Annotated in this window: 17 protein-coding genes; 12 read left to right on the forward strand and 5 right to left on the reverse strand. The window is 40.7% G+C overall.

Going from position 1 to position 20,696, the window contains the following annotated elements; all coding sequences use genetic code 11:
- The first annotated feature begins 157 nt into the window (after positions 1 to 157).
- From ACFQZ9_RS10160 to ACFQZ9_RS10175, 4 genes are read left to right on the forward strand one after another with little or no spacing between them, the layout of a single operon-like run.
- The gene (locus tag ACFQZ9_RS10160) at positions 158 to 2,320 is read left to right on the forward strand and encodes a xanthine dehydrogenase family protein molybdopterin-binding subunit (protein WP_498943673.1); all 2,163 of its coding nucleotides are present in this window, start codon (positions 158 to 160) and stop codon (positions 2,318 to 2,320) included.
- Entirely contained in the window at positions 2,317 to 2,793 is a 477-nt protein-coding gene (locus tag ACFQZ9_RS10165) for a (2Fe-2S)-binding protein (protein WP_498943674.1), read from the forward strand. Before ACFQZ9_RS10160 ends, ACFQZ9_RS10165 begins: the two co-directional genes overlap by 4 nt.
- Complete coding sequence (locus tag ACFQZ9_RS10170; RefSeq protein WP_498943675.1) at positions 2,778 to 3,656, forward strand: FAD binding domain-containing protein; 879 nt, start codon at positions 2,778 to 2,780, stop codon at positions 3,654 to 3,656. The genes ACFQZ9_RS10165 and ACFQZ9_RS10170 overlap by 16 nt, the downstream gene beginning before the upstream one ends.
- A 17-nt stretch (positions 3,657 to 3,673) precedes the next feature.
- Positions 3,674 to 4,468, forward strand: coding sequence for an XdhC family protein (locus ACFQZ9_RS10175; protein WP_498943676.1), 795 nt, complete (start codon positions 3,674 to 3,676; stop codon positions 4,466 to 4,468).
- Between the two features lie 187 nt (positions 4,469 to 4,655).
- Here ACFQZ9_RS10175 and ACFQZ9_RS10180 read toward each other — a convergent pair whose 3' ends face one another.
- Positions 4,656 to 4,784 (reverse strand): hypothetical protein, encoded by a 129-nt coding sequence (locus ACFQZ9_RS10180; protein ID WP_256218541.1) that lies wholly within the window; start codon positions 4,782 to 4,784, stop codon positions 4,656 to 4,658.
- A 269-nt stretch (positions 4,785 to 5,053) separates the two neighbouring features.
- Here ACFQZ9_RS10180 and ACFQZ9_RS10185 point away from each other — a divergent pair, with 269 nt between their 5' ends.
- Positions 5,054 to 5,389, forward strand: coding sequence for a DUF1904 family protein (locus ACFQZ9_RS10185; RefSeq protein ID WP_498943677.1), 336 nt, complete (start codon positions 5,054 to 5,056; stop codon positions 5,387 to 5,389).
- Between the two features lie 24 nt (positions 5,390 to 5,413).
- Complete coding sequence (locus ACFQZ9_RS10190) at positions 5,414 to 6,571, forward strand: pyridoxal-phosphate-dependent aminotransferase family protein (protein ID WP_498943678.1); 1,158 nt, start codon at positions 5,414 to 5,416, stop codon at positions 6,569 to 6,571.
- 213 nt (positions 6,572 to 6,784) lie between these two features.
- Here ACFQZ9_RS10190 and ACFQZ9_RS10195 read toward each other — a convergent pair whose 3' ends face one another.
- The 4 genes from ACFQZ9_RS10195 to ACFQZ9_RS10210 all read right to left on the reverse strand — a co-directional run bounded on the left by ACFQZ9_RS10195 (position 6,785) and on the right by ACFQZ9_RS10210 (position 11,505).
- Positions 6,785 to 7,711, reverse strand: a complete 927-nt coding sequence (locus ACFQZ9_RS10195; RefSeq protein WP_498943679.1) for a D-alanine--D-alanine ligase — start codon at positions 7,709 to 7,711, stop codon at positions 6,785 to 6,787.
- A gap of 5 nt (positions 7,712 to 7,716) precedes the next feature.
- Entirely contained in the window at positions 7,717 to 9,165 is a 1,449-nt protein-coding gene (gene pdxR / locus ACFQZ9_RS10200; RefSeq protein ID WP_498943680.1) for an aminotransferase-like domain-containing protein, read from the reverse strand.
- Between the two features lie 268 nt (positions 9,166 to 9,433).
- Positions 9,434 to 10,102, reverse strand: a complete 669-nt coding sequence (locus ACFQZ9_RS10205; RefSeq protein ID WP_198313273.1) for a YjbE family putative metal transport protein — start codon at positions 10,100 to 10,102, stop codon at positions 9,434 to 9,436.
- 500 nt (positions 10,103 to 10,602) lie between these two features.
- A complete protein-coding gene (locus ACFQZ9_RS10210) occupies positions 10,603 to 11,505 on the reverse strand; it encodes a DMT family transporter (protein ID WP_498943681.1) in 903 nt (300 codons plus the stop codon).
- Positions 11,506 to 11,668: 163 nt separating this feature from the next.
- Between ACFQZ9_RS10210 and ACFQZ9_RS10215 the strand changes: the two genes are divergently transcribed.
- From ACFQZ9_RS10215 to ppdK, 6 genes are all read left to right on the forward strand, one after another.
- A complete protein-coding gene (locus ACFQZ9_RS10215; RefSeq protein ID WP_198313271.1) occupies positions 11,669 to 13,081 on the forward strand; it encodes an aminotransferase-like domain-containing protein in 1,413 nt (470 codons plus the stop codon).
- A gap of 379 nt (positions 13,082 to 13,460) precedes the next feature.
- Positions 13,461 to 14,939 (forward strand): amino acid permease, encoded by a 1,479-nt coding sequence (locus ACFQZ9_RS10220; RefSeq protein ID WP_198313270.1) that lies wholly within the window; start codon positions 13,461 to 13,463, stop codon positions 14,937 to 14,939.
- Positions 14,940 to 15,044: 105 nt separating this feature from the next.
- Positions 15,045 to 15,854, forward strand: coding sequence for a bifunctional DNA-formamidopyrimidine glycosylase/DNA-(apurinic or apyrimidinic site) lyase (gene mutM / locus ACFQZ9_RS10225; RefSeq protein WP_498943682.1), 810 nt, complete (start codon positions 15,045 to 15,047; stop codon positions 15,852 to 15,854).
- Between the two features lie 135 nt (positions 15,855 to 15,989).
- The gene (ccpN, locus tag ACFQZ9_RS10230) at positions 15,990 to 16,658 is read left to right on the forward strand and encodes a transcriptional regulator CcpN (RefSeq protein WP_286180331.1); all 669 of its coding nucleotides are present in this window, start codon (positions 15,990 to 15,992) and stop codon (positions 16,656 to 16,658) included.
- A gap of 17 nt (positions 16,659 to 16,675) precedes the next feature.
- Entirely contained in the window at positions 16,676 to 17,491 is an 816-nt protein-coding gene (locus tag ACFQZ9_RS10235) for a pyruvate, water dikinase regulatory protein (protein ID WP_498943736.1), read from the forward strand.
- A gap of 3 nt (positions 17,492 to 17,494) precedes the next feature.
- Positions 17,495 to 20,161, forward strand: coding sequence for a pyruvate, phosphate dikinase (ppdK, locus tag ACFQZ9_RS10240; protein WP_498943683.1), 2,667 nt, complete (start codon positions 17,495 to 17,497; stop codon positions 20,159 to 20,161).
- The last annotated feature ends 535 nt before the right edge of the window (positions 20,162 to 20,696 follow it).

A 20,696-nucleotide genomic window follows, 5' to 3' on the forward strand; every position in this document is an offset into this window, starting at 1 on the left:
TCGATTTGCTTTCAGGTCGAATGAACCTGCATTTTTATTGTCGTTTATTTTCATAAAAATTAATCATAAAATAGGTTTCTTATTTATAAAATCGGAAGGAAGAGGTTTCTATCATTCTATGTCCCTTTTAAAAAACGAGTCGAAGGGTGTTGCTGCCATGAATCTCAAAGACATAAGCATTTCAGTACCCAAAAAGGACCATAAAGGTAAAGTATCCGGTCAGTTACCCTATATTAGCGATGTGAAAATGGAAAATATGGTATATGGTGTTTTGTACCGGTCGCCCATTGCATACGGAAAAATCTTATCCATTCAATTACCACCCCTTCCAGAAGGGTATGAAGCGGTGGGCGCAGAGCAGATCCCCGGACCGAATTATGTCAAAATTATCAAAGAAGACCAGCCCATTTTTGCCAATGAATGGGTCCAGTATATTGGTGAGCCGATTCTGATGCTCGTTGGAAAAGACCTGGATATCCTATATAGTTTGTTAGATGAAGTAAAGGTTGAATTTGAAGAACATCAGGCTATTTATACATTGGACGAAGCGATCCAGCAAAAATCAACATCCGGGGTTATTATGTCTTGCTATGAATTTGGGGAAAGTTTAGAAACTATTTCAACGATCGAGCAGGGGGCCCATCAAATCATTGAAGAAGAATATGATACAGGTTATCAGGAGCATGTCTACCTTGAGCCACAAGGAATGCTCGCAATTTATAAGGAGGATGAAATTGTCGTCCAGGGATCGATGCAATGTCTTTATTATATAAAAAATGCGTTGGTAAACGCTTTAGCCTGTGGTGACGATGAAGTCAGAGTGGTTCAAAGCCCTACTGGCGGTGGCTTTGGTGGCAAAGAAGATTTTCCCTCGATGATGGCTTGTCATGTCGCAGTTGCTGCAAAAGCAGTTAAAAAATCGGTAATGCTCGTGTTCGACCGTTCGGAGGATATGGTTGTGACGACGAAAAGGCATCCGGCCAAACTCAAATATCGAACGGCCCTTGATCAGGAAGGAAATATTTTGAGCATGTGTGTGGATGTTTTTCTTGATGGCGGCGCCAATGAGGGATTGAGCTCTGTCGTATTACAGCGCGCCTTAATAAATAGTGCCGGTGTTTATAAAATTCCTCATTTTCATGCAAAAGGATATGTCTTAAAAACCAATACAGTTCCCAACGGAGCTTTCAGAGGCTTTGGAGCTCCACAAAGCTTTGCTGGAATCGAAAGTCATATGGGACATCTTAGTAAACTAGCCACCATCGACCCACTTGAATATAAACGAAAATACCTCGTCAAACAAGGAGACCCCACCATCACTAAAGGAAATTTCCGCGACCCAATCTTAATGGAAGAAATGATTGAGGATTTGCTAACCAAATCTGAATATAAGAAGAAAAAGGAGGAGTTTCAGCGTTTTAATCAACAAAGCCAGCGCTATAAAAAAGGTATCGGATCCTCGTTGTTCCTCCACGGCTGTGGATTTACAGGCAGTGGCGAACGGGATCATATTAAAGCAACGGTGAAACTGGTTAAATCAAAAGATGGCAAAGTAATGCTAAAAATCTCGAATTCTGATATGGGACAAGGAATTTATACGACGCTGAGTAAAATTGTTGCCAAAGAACTCGACCTCCCATTTGAGAGAGTTTTGTACCCTAATCCCGATACAAAAGAGGTTCCCGACTCCGGTCCGACCGTTGCCTCTAGGACGACGATGATTGTCGGAAAATTGCTGGAACGGGCTGCAAAAAAACTGAAGGATCAGTGGCAAATAGGGGTCGAACAGGAAGTAGTCGAGCATTATGTTCACCGTGAAATGATTCCTTGGAACGAATCAACCTTCACTGGAGATGCCTACCCGGCTTATTCATGGGGAAGCAATATCGTAGAAGTAGAAGTGGATACAATAACAGGAAATGTAAAGTTAGCAAAAGTATACGGCAATTATGAAGTTGGGAAGGTCATCGATGAATTGATTATGAAAGGCCAAATTGACGGCGGTTTGGCTCAGGGGCTAGCGTATGGTTATCTTGAAAAGATGACGTCAAAACAAGGCAGAATCCAGCAAAAAAGCATATCGGATTATGGTCCGCCGACTTCATTGGACGTTGTGACAATTGAAAGCAAGGTCTTCGATAACCCCTATGCTGATGGTCCATACGGGGCGAAGGGTGCAGGTGAATTAACTTTAATCGGCGGCGCTCCAGCAGTCCAAGCGGCGATCGAGGATGCACTGCAAACGTCTTTTCAGCAAATTCCGATTACACCAGAAGTCATTATGGAAAGTCTTCTGTTGAAAGAAGGTGAAGAGGGATGATTAAATTCACACTAAATGGAAGAATCGTAGAAACGAACGCCCCTCCTACAGTAAGATTACTAGATTTAATAAGAGATGAGTTTGGGTTAATCGGAACGAAGGAAGGCTGTGGGGAAGGGGAGTGCGGAGCCTGCTGTGTTTTTGTGAATAACCTCCTGCAAAACAGCTGCCTTATTCCTATTGGCTCGATTGCTGGAGCTCATATTCAAACGATTGAAGGTATTATGGAAACGGAACAATTTAAGATTTTAGATGAAAGCTATTCTAATGCCGGTGGCGTGCAGTGCGGCTATTGCATACCGGGGATGATTATGGCAAGTGCAGCTTTGTTATCAAAAAATGCTCATCCTTCAGAGGCTGAAATTCGTGAAGGAATTTCCGGAAATCTGTGCCGATGTACCGGCTACAATATGATTGTAGATGCGATTAACCTAGCAGCTAAGAAAGGTGACGGCTTATGGCAGAAAAAATAGCCGCGTACCGTTTTGAGCGTTTAGACCAAACCTTGAGCCAATTGAATCGGGAAGACTGTGCCATCATCGCCGGCGGTACAGACGTCATGGTTCTTCATAAAAGTGGAAGAGGAGTACCCCTGAAAATCCCGAAACCGATTGTTTTTATTGATCATCTTTCCGAATTAAAGCAGATATATCAAAACCAAAAGGATCTCCACATCGGGGCCTGCTGTACCTATAGTGAATTACTTGAACATCCATTAATCCCCAGACCATTAAAGAAAGCCATTCAAACCATTGCTGCTCCGGCTATTCGAAACCGAGGAACATTAGGTGGTAATATTTGCAACGCCTCTCCGGCTGGTGACACGCTTCCGTTATTATATGTATACAATGCAAAGCTTCTGTTGCGATCCATAAATGGGGACCGTATCGCTAGGATCAGTGATTTTATTCAAGGTCCACGCCGGATTCAACGCTTACACAATGAAATCGTAGCGGAGATTATTCTTCCATCTGTTTTAGAAGAAGATTCTCAGGTCGTTTTTGAAAAAGTCGGCAACCGCAACGCAGATGCCATTGCCAAAGTATCGTTTGCGGGCTATATCAAGATAAGCAAAGATCGAATCGATGACATTCGCTTGGCCTTCGGGGCGGTCGGACCTACGATGGTTCGTTCCCATGATATTGAGAAGCTGTTGGTCGGAAAAACAATCCCATTGGCCAATGCAGACATCGCAACAATTGTAGCAGCATTCGAAAAGATTATTCGGCCTATCGACGATCAACGCTCCACTGCGGCTTATAGAAAAACGGTAGCGTTAAATCTTTTACGTTATTTTCTTAGCCTGAAGCACGATCAAACGAATTCACTTTCTTAAAAAGGGGGGAGATCTTCATGCTGCTGATGGAAAGAGTAGCCTTGTTGACGCGTCAAAATGAAACCTTTGCTTTAGCAATGATTATAGAATCAAAGGGTTCCACTCCCAGACATGTAGGAAAAATGATTGTTTACCGTGATGGTACGATTGAAGGGACTGTCGGAGGGGGCTTGGCTGAACATTATGTGATCGAAGAAAGTGTAAAGGCGATCCAAAATGGCCAATCGAATATCGTTGAATATAAATTGAATAAATACGCAAAAGACGGGATTGACATGGATTGTGGCGGGACGTTACGGGTTTTTATTGAAGTGTATACCAGCAGGCCTGAACTCGTTCTGGTTGGAGCTGGTCATTTAGGCTACGCGGTGGCAAAGCTTGCGGAATTCCTTGAATATCCCTATTGCATTGTCGATGATCGTGTGGGGTATTGTACAAGGGAACGCTTTCCTCATGCGGCTAACCTTTTTGTAAATGAAGATATTGAAAAGGCTTTGCTCACAGCAAATCTAAATGAAAAGTCCTATGTGGCGATTTTTACAAAAGACTGTGATGATATTGCATTAAAAACTGCACTACAATTTCCCTGTGCCTATATTGGAATGGTCGCCAGTAAACGAAGGGCCATCCATGTATTTGAAAAACTAAAAAGTGAAGGGGTTACACCAGAACAGTTGGAACAGGTCCATTCCCCAATCGGATTGAAAATTGGCTCAGAAACATCAGAAGAAATTGCTATCGGGATTGTCGGAGAAATCATCAAAGTCAGCAGGGAAAAAAAGTCTATGAAAGTGAAACAATTAAATAGGTGACCAGGGGACCCGTGACCAGAGTGACGGTTCCTCTGGTTTTTTTCGTTGGACAAAAACCAGGGAATTCTCTCTGCGGAATTTCTAATTAGTAACAAGGGTCTAATGCAATAAGAAGGCTGCCGTTATGGCAGCAAATTATTTAAGGAAAGCCCCTGATATGAGTGAATTCCGTTAGTGAAGATGATTTTTATTGCTTTTTCAATTCATTAACAATCTCATTAATGCGTTTTTCCACTTCATAAAGGTTCTTCTGCATCCGTTCACGCCGACTGGTTAAGACCTGTAATTCCTGTTTCAATTCTTCTGTTTTGCTCATGATTTCCCTCCGGATTATGATATAACATTAATATGCCAGCAAAGAATTAATTTTAATATAATTCGTTAAAATCTTCAATCGCTTTTTTGAATGGATTAATTTTGAATTTTCCGGCTATAGGGGGGTAAACCTTGCAATTATAAGCACAACTCCCTTGGAAATCCGTTTTTGAAGTGATGGAAATCGAGGATGGAAGGCGAGATAATTGGAAACAAGCTAGGTAACGATTATAATCGGAGTAGATTACATAATACGGGAGGGGATTTGAAGTGCCTCATTTATTTATTCGAGGAGTAACAGTTGAGCAGGTGAAAAACATTAGTAAACCACTCGTTCAGGAATTAGCGGATCTTTGTGCCTGTGGGACGGATAATTTTACGCTCGAGGTTGTCCAATCTACCTTTGTTTTTGATGAAAGAGAGGTGCCGGGATATCCATTTATTGAAGTGAAATGGTTTGAAAGAGGGCAGGAAATTCGAGACGAATTTGCGAATATTATCACGAAACAGGTTCAGTCCCTCGAGATCCCGGAAGTAGAAGTTGCTTTTAGTACGTTTAAAGAATCTGATTATTATTTAAATGGGAAGAGTTTTGCTGAAGAATAATTTTTATAAATCGGAGGGAAAGGTATGTATCCAAATATATTAAGACATCCAGGGCCGACACCAATTCCTAAAAAAGTTGAACTGGCCATGGCGCAGGATATGATTAGCCATCGTACAGAGGAATTTGTTAAGTTATATCAAGAAACAACACATCGAGTAAAGCCTATTTTCGGGACACAGCAAGATATTTTGCTTTTGCCCTCAGGGGGAACAGCTGCGTTAGAAGCCGCAGCGGTCAATACTGTTTCTCCTGGAGAAGAAGTAGTCGTTATCACGGTTGGCGCCTTCGGTGATTACTTCGTTTCAATTTGTGAGAAATACGGATTTCATGTACATAAGCTTGTAAAGAATTGGGGCGAGGCCTGTACGGAAGAAGATCTGATTGAATTTTTGAAACCGTTATCCAACATTAAAGCCGTTTTTGCTACTTATAATGAAACTTCTACCGGAATTTTAAACCCAATCGGCCAATTAGGCGAGGTGGTGCGCACTCATTCAGATGCACTCTTCATTGTCGATGGAGTGAGCTGTATTGGCGGCGCTCCTGCTGAAATGGACGAATGGGGCATCGACATTCTCGTAACAGGTTCACAAAAAGCGATGATGCTTCCACCAGGACTTTCGCTTTTAAGTGTAAGTGAAAAAGCTTGGAAAGTGATTGAGGCGAATCCTACACCTGCGTATTATTTAAATTTATTGAGTTATCGGGAGTGGGCTTCAAAGGGGATGACACCTAATACGCCTGCGATTTCCTTAATTATGGGACTTTCTGCTGTTTGTGACTTAATTGAAGAGGAAGGCGGATTTTCGAAAACCATCGAACGACATGAGGTAATGAAAAATATGGTCCGTGAAGCCATGAAGGCTCTCTCAATTGGATTATTGACCAGTGATGAGTTTGCCTCGCCAACAATCACGGCGATCCGAACCCCAGAAGGATTAGACCTTTCCGCATATTTAGGACATTTAAAGAAGAAATATCACCTTGATTTTGCCGGAGGGCTTGGCCATCTGCAAGGCAAAATTTTTAGATTTGGACATATGGGCTATTGCTTCCCAAGTGACATCCTCGAAGCTGTTTCCCTAATCGAAGCCGGGTTACAGGATTTTTCCTATTCATTTGAACCTGGGGCAGGAGTAAGAGCGGCACAAAAGGTTTTCTTGTCTACACTAAGCAAGTAATAAGATTTTTACAGACTCACCCTTCGTTTCTATTCAAACGAAGGGTTTTTTATGAAGAGATAAGAGTACTTGAGGCGCCACATAGCTAATCCGAGAATGAGATCGATCTTGGCATCTCAACCGAGAGTAGCGCTTGATAACGCCTGACCAGAGGGACTGTTCCTTTGGTTTTTTTCGTAGGGAAAAACCATGAGAATCCTCCCCATGGAATTTCTAGTTAGTGTTTATAATCCCTTCCATTGCTCTCACTTTAAGTGAATTTTCAATGATCATGTCAAGCAGCTTAGGATATGGAATCCCCGCTGCTTTTGCGCTCTTTGGCAGCAGGCTATTTTTCGTCATCCCAGGTAATGAATTAACTTCCAACACATAAGGGATCCCGTTTTGAATCATCATGTCGATTCGGGCATAAACACTACACTTCAATGCTTTATAACAAGTCATTGCTGCAAATGCGACTTGGGTTTGTGTTTCAGGCGAGAGCTCGACCACCTCTTCAATGGTAGCCACATCATCATATTTGGAGGTATAATCAAAAAACTCTCCCATATGACGAATGGAAATCACCGGTAAAAGATTTCCGTCCAATATCGAACAAGTGATTTCCTCTCCGTTTATACATCTTTCAATCACCACTTCGGTATCCCACTTGAATACCTCAGCTATTGCAGATTTTACCTTGTCTTGGTCATAAACAAGTTTTACTCCTACACTTGAACCACCTGAATTAGGTTTCACCACTACTGGGTATCCCATCTTTTCTAGTTCATCCATATTAAGTTCTTCCATGTTCTTTAGGTGAATCCAATCCGGTGTTTGCACTCCTTCATAACGGATAATTTTTTTCGAGATATTCTTATCCATGCATAAGCTGCTAGACAGGACGTTACTCCCTGTATAAGGGACTCCAAGGGTTTCAAGGGTACCTTGAATGGTGCCGTCCTCACCGTACTTGCCATGCAACGCCAGAAGCGCAACGTCAAGATTTTTCGCCTTTTCCACTAAATCTTCTTTGTGTTCTATTTGGATTGGTACGATTTCATATTTATTTTTATCTAAATGCACCATCATTTCTTCACCTGTCATGAGCGAAACTTGTTTCTCGGAAGAAACCCCTCCCATAATGACGCCAACTCTCATTTTTTTTAACCCCCATAATGATTTTTTATCGTGTCACCTATGATTGTAATTCCTTGAATAATTTCTCTTTCTTTCAGCCTGGAAAATCCTAATCGCAACGTATGCTTTCCACTACTGTCCGTGTAAAAAACATCGCCTGGAGAAAAAACAACTCCTTTTTGGTAACATTTTTCTAAAAGCTCCCGTGAATCGATGTTGTTTTCTAGTTCTATAAAAAGGTGGAGTCCACCGTCACCCGTTAACCGTTTATAAGGAATAAGTTGCTTACAATAATGAGCAGCTAATTCATACTTTTTCTTATAAACGGATTTAGCTTTTTTTATATACTTCTCAAAGTAGCCATCATTCAAATATTGATATAACACCGCTTGGTCCAATGTGGACGTATGAATTGTTCGAGCTCTTTTCATACTTTCCAAGTAATAAATCAACTCTTTGTCTGCTAAAATCCACCCAACCCGTAAGCCTGGAAAAAGAATTTTAGAGAAGCTGCTAATATAAATGACATGATTGCCGTGTCCGGCGAAGGCAGCCAACGGTGCCAGATGTGAACCTGAGTAACGTAATTCTTCATTAAATCCATCTTCAACGATCGGAAGCTGATAGGCGGAAAATAACTCCATGATTTCCTTCCTTTTTTCAGAGGACGTTACGATTCCAGTTGGATTATGATAAGACGGAATGAAGTAGGCAAAATCATATTCCTTTTTTGATAAGGATGTTTCTAAATTACTTATATTGACACCGTCATCCTCCATTTCAATTCCATCGATTTCAAAGCCATGTAGTCGAAAGAGCTTAAGGGCAGAATGATGGGTAGGATTTTCACAAATAACACGGCCGTTCTTTTTATTTAAAGAAGATAAAAGGAGATCCAGAGCTTCTGTGAAGCCATTGGTAATTAAAACATCCTTATTTTGAATGTCTACCCCTTTTATCTCCATGTAGTGAAGCAGGTATTCGATCAGTGGTTTATAGCCCTTTGCATATCCATAGTTCAGAACAATGTCTCCCTCAATGGACATCCGATTTAAAAAAGCTCTTTTAAAATTTTCTACATCAAAAAGCTTTTCATCAGGTGCGATACTAGTAAAGGAAATCATTTCCTTATTCCAGCGGACTCCATGCTTCATGAGATCCATTTCTTCTGCCAAAAAGGATTGCTCATTGATTTTTTCAGCCCAATTCAACTGGATGGATGGAGATTTGAAGGTCTCAACATGACTTACGAAGTTGCCTTTTCCTTTTACCGCATAGATCATGCCTTCTTGTTCCAAATCCGCATATGCAGTTAGAACGGTGTTTCGGCTGATGGATAATAACGTGCTAAGTTCACGTGTGGATGGAAGCTTTTGGTGTTCAAGTAAATGCCCGTTGGTGATCATTCTTTTTAAATATTCCTTCAGTTGAATATATACAGGACGGCCTTCCGTTAGCTTAAAATCGTTAAACACTGCATTCACCCCCTTGCTAACATTTTTACATATCAGCACCTTTTTCAAAAGGTCCACACCATATGTATTTTTACGGTGTTGTGGTAGGTGTGCACTGAAAATTATTCTGAAAATAAATTAAATATCCTTCTTGCGAATTGAATGGGGTGAATTAGATAAGAAGGTAGGGGCTATTTGATGCTTACGAAGAGATGTCCTCGTAAGATTAATTTAGAATTTAGTATGTACAAGTAGAAAAAGCACCGATTTTTATCAGTGCTTTTTCTCATTACGCTGCAGCTTTTTCTTCTTTTGCCATGTTGTTCTTTACAAATACTGCTACTACCAAAATGATAGCCATAGCAATTGGAACAACTAAGTGAAATGATTCTGGAATTAAGATGTGGAACTTTTCTAATCCTTTATCTTCAACCATCATTTTACCAGCAGCAAAGGTTAATAATCCTGCACCGGCATAAACAATGATTGGAAATTTCTCCATTAAATTCATTAGTAATTTGCTGCCAAAAATAATGATTGGAATGGAGATGAGAATTCCAATAGCAATCGGTAGAATTCCTTCCGCAACGCTTGATAACGCAATAACATTATCAATAGACATTGCAAAATCAGCAATGGCAATCGTTTTGATTGCTCCTAGAACTTTATCAGATTGTTTGATATTCGGGTCGTCTTCTTCTTTGTGTGCGATTAAATTGTAGCTGATTCGCAACAAGATTATACCGCCCACTAATTGTACGAATGGAAATTCGAGAAACTGAATTAAAACTGTTGCTGCAATAATCCTTAAAACAATCGCCATTAATGTCCCGCCGAAAATGGCTCTATTTCTCAAATGATTTGGAACTTTGCTAGCAGCTAACGCGATAACCACCGCATTATCACCCGATAACAGAATATCGATTCCAATTAAACTTAAAATTTGTAGAACCGTCATGTCTTTTGATTCCCCCGTGTTTATGTATATTTTTTGAACATCTATGATATTGGTATATCATATTTTAGGGGATTCAGGCTATAAATTTTATGTACTTAATATGGAAAATCCGACCAAATCTATTTTTGGGTGGTATTAGAGGCTTTGGAATATATGCAAAATGGCAGAGGGATAACGCGGAATATTTAAAAGGCTAGGTTTACGGCTAGCCAGAAAAAATGAGAGTTAGATCGGAAATCGAGAATATTGAAAGGTTATCGGCGAGTATTCAGCGCCCATCCACGAGTATTCGCCGCATATCCGAGAGTTAGATTGGAAATCGAGAGTATTGAAAGGTTATCCGAGAGTATTCAGTCCCCATCCACGAGTATTCGCCGCATATCCGAGAGTTAGATCGGAAATCGAGAGTATTGAAAGGTTATCCGAGAGTATTCAGTCCCCATGCGAGAGTATTTGCCGCATATCCGAGAGTTAGATCGGAAAACGAGAGTATTTAGCGCTCATCCACGAGTATTTGTCGCACATCCGAGAGTTACATCATCCTGATCGATCTTCATGCTGGATATACTTACCCCAACTAAGGTAATCACCCCGCCGACAAGCGAAATCCATGTAGGAACCTCATTTAAGAAAATCCAAGAGATCACAATTGCAGCGACAGGAGTTAAATATAACGAGCTTGTTGCAGCCAGAGCACCGGCATTTTCAGTTACATAGGCCATCGCCAAATAAGGAAGAACAGTTGGAACCAGCCCCAAATAAATAACCGAAAAAGTAGAAGAATAAGAAGCTGTAGCGATTTCATTTCCTAAACCCGGTAAAAAGATCAGCATGAAAAGCGTACCAGCAAGAATCGTATAAATCGTAAAAGGGATGAAACCGTATTTTTTTAAGTAGTTTAATTGAAAGATAAAATAAAAGCTCTCCCCTATGGCGGCAATCAAAATAAAGATAACCCCTTTTAGATAAGCCGTTTGTGGAATTCCTGATCCGAACGAAATAATCGCAACACCTAAAAAGGCGATAAGCGAGCCAATCCATCCTGTTTTATGGAATTTTTCTTTTAAAAAAACGACTGCTAAAATAGCTGAGATTATAGGTGTAGTTGATACGAACAAACTAGCCATTCCGGCACTCACCGTTTCTTCTCCAATACTTAACGCGGTATGGTAGGTCATGAAGCCGAGAAAACCAAGTAAAAGGATGAAGGGGATATCCCTTAAATCTGGTAGTTTAATTTTTTTAACCACTGCAAAAATAATGAGGCTGATGGAGCCAATCAATAGCCTGAATAGGGCAAGATGTTCCGGACTATACGATTCTAGCGCTGCCTTAATTCCCGGAAAGGCCGATCCCCAGGCGATAATAATCATACTGTACGCAACGAAAAGTTTACCATTCATGATTTTTCCTCATTTCTTTTATATATGGAAGAGCGCCAACCACCAATAAGAGAAAACGAAACAAAATAGAAATTGTTGTAAAATTATAATAAAATAGGAAAGAATCGAAATCGCCAACAAATTAAATAAGAAAAAAACCAACAAATATGAAAGAATGATGTTTATGAATAAAAAGCCTCGATACCTGCAAATCGTTCACTGGATGCGGGAGAAAATTGAACAGGGTGAATGGGTGATTGGTAGTAAGATCCCAACCCAGCGCGAAATAGCTGAAAAATTTGCTGTAAACAGAAGTACGGTCATAACAGCTATCGAAATCGTCAAGTCTGAAGGTTTATTGGAGGGAAAAACCGGCAGCGGTATTTATGTCATTCATAATCAATGGTCCCTTGAATCGGAAATTACTCCTCCAGACTGGAATGATTTAACGAAATGGTCCCTGCAGCCGTCAAGTGTACATACGGTGCAACTGATTAATGAATTAGAGACGAGAAAGGATTTAATCCAACTAAGCAAAGGGGAGCTTGGATCTGACTTGTTTCCTCGTTCAGAAATCGCCGAGGCAATGGGAACAGTCTCAACCCAGATTCAGGATTTTGGGTACGGTGACGGGTTAGGGGATTTGGGATTAAGAAAAGAGATTAGTAGACATCTCCTAAAAAGTGGAATCAAGATTAAGCCGGAATGCATTTTAATTGTCTCGGGCGCCTTGCAGGCACTTAAATTAATAACAGTTGGGATCTTGAAAAGAGGGTCAACGGTGTTTTTAGAAAGCCCTTCTTACTTACATTCGGTCAATTTATTTCCTTCAGAGATGACAATCAAGAGAATCCCTGTCGATGGGAATGGACTAAGAATCGAAGAGTTATTTCAACAAACTTTTACTAGAAACGCCTCTGCCCTGTTTATCAACCCTACATTTCACAATCCGACAACAACTAGTATGTCGTTGGAACAAAGAAAAATCTTGCTAGAAAAATGTCAGCATTATCAGCTGCCCATCATTGAAGATGATATTTTTAGAGATTTATGGATAGATGAGCCGGCTCCTGCTCCAATAAAAGTATTAGATAAGAATGGACAAGTTTTATATATTGGCAGTTTTTCAAAAACGATTGCGCCTGGTCTACGTATTGGCTGGTTAGCGGGTCCTGAGGCTGTCATTAAACGCCTTCGGGATGTGAGGATGCAAACCGATTATGGTTCAAGTTATTTGTCTCAGTTACTGGTTAAGGAGCTGCTTGCATCAGGAATGTATGAAAATCATTTAAATAAAGTTAGAACCATCCTTAGAGAGAAAAGAGATTACCTCCTGCAATTACTTACTCTTCATTTTAGTGAAGTTGCTACCTGGACCAAACCATCAGGAGGATTATTTATTTGGGTTCTTTTTAAGAAAAAGGTCAATATGCAAAAACTATTTAAGCAATGTGTAAACAGAAATGTGTTAATCAACCCGGGATTTATTTATCATGACCACCGTTCATCGATTCGCCTGTCTTATTCTTATGCAAGTTTTGAGGAAATGGAAAATGGGATCTTAACCCTTAAAAAGATTTTACTAAATGGTTTATAGTCAAATAGTATTTTTAATATATTTATTTTTTTGAAAATTAATAATAGTTGTCTTGACATGATATTTTTCAGTCCATATAATAATGAATGAGGACAGTGGGATTTCGTTATACTGTCGCTAATTAAGAAAGCGATTACATAATGTCAAAAAGAGTTGTCCCTATACACATAATATTAACTAAAATCAGACAGACATTGGGCACTTCGTAAGGAATATTCGTAAGTCGAACCTCTTTATTGAAGATAGATGTCTTGTCTGGTTTTTTTTATAACCTAAACAATTAAAAAGAATTGAAAGGAAGGGATCAAAAAAGGAAAAATAAAGGGGGAAAAGGTGAAAAATATTAAACTTATATTTCAATAGTAAAGGCGGGACGTGGATGGCAGTTGTTAAAGAGGTAAAAGAGGAAATTCATAATAGTGAAGAAATCACAATTAAACGTAATTTAAAGGCGCGTCATATGACGATGATTGCGATTGGCGGATCGATCGGAACAGGTCTCTTTTTAGCGACGGGAGCCTCTATCCATACGGCTGGACCGGGTGGTGCGCTGGTGGCATATGGATTAATTGGAATTATGGTATATTTTTTAATGACAAGCCTTGGGGAAATGGCTACCCATATGCCGGTTTCCGGATCCTTCGCAACCTATGCCGGCCGGTTCGTAGATCCAGCACTTGGATTTGCATTAGGGTGGAATTATTGGTTTAACTGGGCAGTAACCGTGGCAGTTGAAATTGCGGCATCGGCTATTATTATGAAATTTTGGCTTCCGGATGTTCCTAGCATCGTGTGGAGCGTACTATTTTTAGGTCTTATGTTTTTATTAAATGCCTTATCTGTTAAAAGTTACGGTGAGTCAGAATATTGGTTTGCATTAATTAAAGTTATTACCATTATTGTTTTTATTGGCGTGGGCATTCTGACGATTTTTGGTATTTTTGGCGGTCAATCTCTCGGCTTTAAGAACTTTACGATTGGAGATGCTCCGGTACACGGCGGATTTATGTCAATATTAAGTATCTTCTTCATCGCCGGGTTCTCATTCCAAGGAACGGAATTAGTCGGGATTGCTGCTGGGGAAAGTGAAAATCCTGGTAAAAACGTACCAAAAGCTATTCGACAAGTTTTTTGGCGTATTCTTTTATTCTATATTGGTGCCATTGCTGTTATTGGTCTAGTCATTCCATTTACAAGCCCTCAGCTATTAGGCGGAGACGTTGATAGTATTGCGGTGAGTCCGTTTACCCTCGTATTTGAAAAAGCAGGGATTGCCTTTACCGCTTCTGTCATGAATGCTGTTATTTTAACGTCCGTTTTATCCTGCGGATCTTCAGGATTATATGCAGCGACACGGATGCTTTGGTCAATGGCAAAGGATGGCCAGGCACCTAAATTTTTGCAAAATGTAAACAAGCGCGGTATTCCAATGAATGCCCTTGTTTTAACGACGATTATCGGGGCTTTGGCCTTTTTAACATCGATCTTTGGCGATCAAGTATATACTTGGTTATTAAATGCTTCAGGATTAACCGGTTTTATTGCTTGGTTAGGAATTGCGATAAGCCACTATCGATTTAGAAAAGCCTATAATGCACAAGGAAGAGACTTGAATCAACTTAAATACAGAGCAAAGTGGTTCCCACTAGGTCCGCTACTTGCACTGGCAATGTGTATCGTGATTATTCTTGGTCAAAACTATCAAGCATTTACGGCCGATAAAATTGATTGGTACGGTGCAGCCGTATCCTATATTGGATTACCAATCTTTTTAATTGTTTGGCTTGGATATAAAATCGTCCATAAAACGAAGGTAATCCCGCTTAAAGAATGTTCATTTGAAGAAGAGCATTTATAAAATGAAGAAAACCGGATCAATGGGATGTCCGGTTTTTTTGCGTTTATTTTTTTAGGATTTTAGGAAAAGATATTCGGTAAAGGAGAAATATTGGAGGGAATCAAGATGCCTGAACTTCCCGAAATGGAGAATTACCGAAGATTATTAAATCAACGGATTGCTGATCACGTCATTACAGATGTGCAAATTAACCGTGAAAAATCAATTAATGTAAAGCCGGAGCTTTTTATAAACAGTGTCCTTCACCAAAAGATTAGGACAGTTGACCGGAGAGCCAAGCATTTGCTTTTCCATCTTCAAAATGGACAAGTCCTGTTATTGCATTTAATGCTCGGTGGCTGGATGTTCTTCGGGACGGAGGAGGAAAAACCGAAACGGACGATTCAAATTCGCCTATCCTTTGGGAATCAGCATTTATATTTCATCGGATTGCGGCTTGGCTACCTACATCTATACAGTGAGAAAGCCGTGCAGCAAGAGTTATCTGATTTAGGTCCAGAACCACTGGAAAGCAGCTTTACTTTAGAAGCACTTTTGAAATTAATGGACCATAAGCGTGGAAAAATTAAGGCGAAGCTGCTTGACCAAGGTTTTATTGCTGGGATTGGGAATTGCTATTCAGATGAAATCTGCTATCATTCTGGAATATTGCCAACAAGGGATATCCAAGAGATACAGGAAGAAGAGAAAAGCCAATTGTTTCATTCCATGAAAAATGTGCTGACCGATGCCCTAAATCATGGGGGATATTTAGAAAATCCATTTTTTATTGGAGATACAAAGACAGGTAGCTATAACCAGTTTTGCAAGGTTTATGATCGTGAAAAACAGCCTTGCTTTCGCTGTCAAACACCGATCAAAAAAACAACCATTGCATCACGAAAATCCTTTTTCTGTCCTGTTTGTCAAAAGTAATACCCCTACTCCATCTTAGTTAGATGGGGTTTTTTAATAATTGTCGAAAAATAGTAGAAATAAATGTTTCGCATTTTGGCCAAATGTAATATACTATATGTAAATAAGTATAACACATTTAAAAAATTCCGTCAGATTAGGACCTATTTTTTTGAGAGGAGGGCGGAAGTTATTAAACTAACAAAACGGCAGGATGAAATCTTGCAAATTGTAAAAACAAGCGGACCGATTACCGGGAAGGAAATTGCCGAGAAACTATCGTTAACAAGGGCAGCACTTAGGCCAGATCTAGCTATTCTAACGATGTCCGGAAATTTGGATGCAAGACCCCGGGTTGGATATTTTTATAATCATGAATTAGAAGTAAAACAGCATGCAGAAAAGTTCTTACATCAACAAGTAAGTGATTTTAAAGCCCACCCAATTGTTGTAGAAAAATCCACCTCAGTTTATGACGCAATTGTTCAGCTTTTTTTAGAGGATGTCGGCACACTTTATGCGGTTGATGAGGAAGGAAACCTAGCAGGGGTCATTTCCCGGAAGGATTTGCTTCGAACCGCAATCGGTAATCAAAACCTCAATGAGCTCCCTGTTAGTGTTATCATGACACGGATGCCGAACATCGTTACCATTCGCCCAGAAGAAACCTTGCTCGAAGCAGCAAAAAAGATGATTAATAATCATATTGATTCCCTACCCGTTGTGAAGGAAGTGGAAGACCATACATATTTACTTGTTGGTCGGATTACGAAGACAACGATTACACGTGCATACCTTGAAATAATGGATCAAAAACTTGGTTGAGGAGAGTGGCAGTAATTTTGGATCAAAAAGAAGTGGTCTATGTTGTATCAGACTCAGTTGGGGAAACGGCTGAGCTTGTGGTAAAAGCGGTGGCAACTCAATTTAATGGGGGCCATGTTGAAATCCGCCGCAATTCCTATGTGGAGGATTTTGAAGATATTGAAGATGTAATTTTATTGGCAAAAGAGGGCCAGTCGATTATCGCTTATACCATTGTTGTTCCAACCTTAAAGGATTATTTGGATCAGCGGGCTGCAGAAGAGGGGATTCATGCTGTTGATTTATTAAACCCCTTAATGAATGCCTTTGCCACAAGATTTAATAAAACGCCGCATCACCAGCCTGGTATGATGAGAAAATTGGACGAGGAGTATTTCCGAAAAATTGAGGCCATCGAGTTTGCGGTTAAATATGATGATGGACGTGATCCTCGGGGAATTACCAAGGCAGATATCGTGCTAATAGGCGTATCAAGAACATCCAAGACACCACTTTCTATGTATTTAGCTCATAAACGCTTTAAAGTAGCGAATGTTCCATTGGTTCCAGAGGTTCCGCCGCCAGACGAATTATTCGACATACCACGCCGTAATTGTATTGGTTTAATTATTTCTCCGAATAAATTAAATGAAATCCGAAAAGAACGCTTGAAAGCACTAGGACTTGGTTCGAAGGCCAGCTATGCGAGCTTTGAACGAATATTGGACGAACTAGAGCATGCGGAAAAAATTATGAAACGTGTTGGCTGCCCGATTATTGATGTTTCCAATAAAGCAGTAGAGGAAACAGCCGGTCTCATTTTAGATATTTTAAAAAAAGAGAGGAGCTTTTAATCAATGGAAAAATACGTATACCTTTTTCATGAGGGAAATGGCGAAATGAAAGAATTGCTTGGAGGTAAAGGTGCAAACCTAGCGGAAATGACGCGGATTGGCCTTCCTGTACCTTATGGATTTACGATTTCTACACAGGCATGTAACGCATACTATGATTCTGGCAAAAAAATTCCTGTTTTAGTAGAGGCGCAGGCATTAGAAGCACTCAGCCGTTTGGAAGAAAAAATGGGGAAAAAATTGGGAGATGCGCAAAATCCATTACTTGTTTCTGTGCGTTCCGGTTCTGTTTTTTCGATGCCGGGAATGATGGATACGGTTTTAAACCTTGGTATGAATGATGAAACCGTTGTGGGAATGGCAAAGTTAACGAACAACCCTCGGTTTGCTTATGATTCCTACCGCCGTTTTATTCAAATGTTCAGCAATGTTGTGTTAGACATCGATACGTATTATTTCGAACAATTTTTAGAAGAAGTTCGTGAGCATAAAGGCTATACCTCTGATCCTGAAATGAGTGCTGAAGATTGGCAGGAAGTGATTGTCGGTTATAAGTCAATCGTCAAAAAGCATACAAGAAAAGAGTTTCCGCAGGATCCAAAAGATCAGCTATTCTTGGCTATTAATGCCGTGTTCGATTCCTGGAATAATCAACGTGCGATTGTGTACCGCCGCTTAAACAAAATCCCGGATCATTTAGGAACGGCAGTAAATATTCAAAGCATGGTGTTCGGTAATATGGGAAATGACTCAGGTACAGGTGTTGCGTTCACACGTAATCCTTCAACCGGTGAGCATGTCCTTTACGGTGAATACCTGATTAATGCACAAGGCGAAGATGTTGTGGCAGGAATTCGTACACCACAGCCAATTGCGACGCTAAAGGATGAAATGCCGGAAGTTTACCAGCAGTTTACAGAAACGTGCAAACGCTTAGAACAGCATTATCAGGAAATGCAGGATATTGAATTTACTGTTGAGCGCGGAAAACTATTTATCTTGCAAACTCGTAATGGAAAACGGACTGCACAAGCAGCCATCCGCATTGCCGTTGAAATGGTGGCAGAAGGTATTATTGATAAAAAGACCGCTCTCCTTCGCGTTGACCCAGATCAACTAAATCAATTGCTGCACCGCCGCATTGATGATAAATACCAGCGTACATTGTTAGCGAAAGGCTTACCGGCATCACCAGGTGCTGCAACTGGCCAGGTTGTCTTTGATGCAGATGAAGCAGAACAACTAGGCAATGAGGGTAAAAAGGTAATTCTGGTTCGTCCGGAAACGACGCCAGATGACATCCACGGCATTGTTGCGTCACAGGCTATTTTAACAAGCCGCGGCGGAATGACAAGCCATGCTGCTGTTGTTGCAAGAGGGATGGGAAAAGCTTGTATCTGCGGTTGTGAGCCATTGAAAATTGATTTGAAAGCGAAGCAATTTACGGTTGGTGAAACAGTTGTAAAATATCGCGAAACAATTACGATTGATGGTTCAACTGGTGAAATCATGTTGGGTGAAATTCCAATGATTGACCCTGAATTATCGGATGAGTTCCAATTATTGTTAGCATGGGCGGACCAAGAGCGCAAGATTGGTGTACGTGCAAATGCGGATAATCCGGAGGATGCTCGGAAAGCGTTCGATTTCGGTGCTGGCGGAATCGGTTTGTGCCGTACTGAGCACATGTTTATGGACTTGAAGCGAATTCCGATTGTACAAAAAATGATATTAGCAGAAAACTATGCTGAGCGTATGGAAGCACTCGACGAATTATTGCCAATGCAGCAGGGCGATTTTGAAGGTATTTTTGAAGCGATGCAAGGGCATCCGGTTACGATTCGTTTACTTGACCCGCCACTACATGAATTTTTACCGGATAAAGAGGAGCTTTTAGTCGAAGTAACAAAGCTGCAAATTTTAAATCCGGGCTCTGCAGAATTAAAGGCAAAAGAAGTATTGCTTAAAAAGGTTCGCCAATTGGATGAATTCAACCCAATGCTCGGCCACCGCGGCTGCCGTTTAGGTATGATCTTCCCGGAAATTTACGATATGCAGGCCAAAGCGATTTTCTATGCTGCTGCAAAGCTTGCTGACAAGGGAATGGAAGTTAAGCCTGAAATCATGATTCCGCTTGTCGGACATGTGAATGAATTGAAAGAAATGCGTCAATTGGTGGTTGATGCTGGGGCTCGAATTCAAGAGGAAACTGGTAAACAGTTTGATTATACAGTTGGGACGATGATTGAGATCCCGCGTGCTGCGTTAACAGCGGATGAGATTGCAGAGGAAGCTGATTTCTTCTCGTTTGGAACAAATGATTTAACGCAAACGACTTTCGGTTACAGCCGTGATGATGCGGAAGGAAAGTTCTTGCAGGCGTATATCGAGCATAAGGTACTTCCGGATAATCCTTTTGCTGTACTTGATCAGAATGGTGTAGGGAAGTTAGTTGAGATGGGCGTGAAGCTTGGCCGTGGAACGAAGCCTGCTTTAAAAACAGGTATTTGCGGGGAGCATGGCGGTGAAAAGAGCTCGATTGATTTCTGCTATAGAACCGGCTTGGATTATGTCAGCTGTTCACCATACCGTGTGCCGCTGGCTCGTCTGGCAGCAGCACAAGCGACGATTCGTCATGAAAATAAAGAAGAGGTTTATACAACAGCATAAGGTTTGTGTGGTTTAGGGGCGGCTTCTTTTTTAGGGGGCCGTTCTTTTGATTTTTGGGGGGGGCATTGGGTTTTAGGTAAAAGGGTAAAAGCAAGGGAGTTGCATTACCCGGTTGAGCAGATTTTTCTATAAAAAGGGAAAAGCAAAGGAGTTGCATTACCCGATAGAGCGGATTTTTCTATAAAAAGGGAAAAGCAAAGGGGTTTCATTGCCCGCCAGAGCGGATTTTTCTGTAAAAAGGGAAAAGCGAAGGGGGTTCATTGCCCGGTTCAGCGGATTTTTCTATAAAAAGGGAAAAGCAAAGGAGTTGGATTACCCGATTGAGCGGATTTTTCTATAAAAGGGGAAAAGGAAGGGAGTTGGATTACCCGGTTGAGCGGATTTTTCTATAAAAAGGGAAAAGCAAAGGAGTTGGATTACCCGATTGAGCGGATTTTTCTATAAAAGGGGAAAAGGAAGGGAGTTTCATTACCCGCCAGAGCGGATTTTTCTATAAAAGGGGAAAAGGAAGGGAGTTGGATTACCCGGTTGAGCG

Source organism: Neobacillus sp. GCM10027624 (assembly GCF_042675345.1).
GTDB classification, from domain to species: Bacteria; Bacillota; Bacilli; order Bacillales; family Cytobacillaceae; genus Neobacillus; species Neobacillus cucumis_D.

What these genes read in the sequence shown, in the direction of transcription:
- ACFQZ9_RS10160 (WP_498943673.1), top strand. Translation starts at nt 158, where the DNA reads ATGAATCTCAAAGACATAAGCATTTCAGTACCCAAAAAGGACCATAAA.
- ACFQZ9_RS10165 (WP_498943674.1), top strand. Translation starts at nt 2,317, where the DNA reads ATGATTAAATTCACACTAAATGGAAGAATCGTAGAAACGAACGCCCCT.
- ACFQZ9_RS10170 (WP_498943675.1), top strand. Translation starts at nt 2,778, where the DNA reads ATGGCAGAAAAAATAGCCGCGTACCGTTTTGAGCGTTTAGACCAAACC.
- ACFQZ9_RS10175 (WP_498943676.1), top strand. Translation starts at nt 3,674, where the DNA reads ATGCTGCTGATGGAAAGAGTAGCCTTGTTGACGCGTCAAAATGAAACC.
- ACFQZ9_RS10180 (WP_256218541.1), bottom strand. Translation starts at nt 4,784, where the DNA reads ATGAGCAAAACAGAAGAATTGAAACAGGAATTACAGGTCTTAACCAGT.
- ACFQZ9_RS10190 (WP_498943678.1), top strand. Translation starts at nt 5,414, where the DNA reads ATGTATCCAAATATATTAAGACATCCAGGGCCGACACCAATTCCTAAA.
- ACFQZ9_RS10195 (WP_498943679.1), bottom strand. Translation starts at nt 7,711, where the DNA reads ATGAGAGTTGGCGTCATTATGGGAGGGGTTTCTTCCGAGAAACAAGTT.
- ACFQZ9_RS10205 (WP_198313273.1), bottom strand. Translation starts at nt 10,102, where the DNA reads ATGACGGTTCTACAAATTTTAAGTTTAATTGGAATCGATATTCTGTTA.
- ACFQZ9_RS10210 (WP_498943681.1), bottom strand. Translation starts at nt 11,505, where the DNA reads ATGAATGGTAAACTTTTCGTTGCGTACAGTATGATTATTATCGCCTGG.
- ACFQZ9_RS10215 (WP_198313271.1), top strand. Translation starts at nt 11,669, where the DNA reads ATGAATAAAAAGCCTCGATACCTGCAAATCGTTCACTGGATGCGGGAG.
- ACFQZ9_RS10220 (WP_198313270.1), top strand. Translation starts at nt 13,461, where the DNA reads ATGGCAGTTGTTAAAGAGGTAAAAGAGGAAATTCATAATAGTGAAGAA.
- mutM (WP_498943682.1), top strand. Translation starts at nt 15,045, where the DNA reads ATGCCTGAACTTCCCGAAATGGAGAATTACCGAAGATTATTAAATCAA.
- ppdK (WP_498943683.1), top strand. Translation starts at nt 17,495, where the DNA reads ATGGAAAAATACGTATACCTTTTTCATGAGGGAAATGGCGAAATGAAA.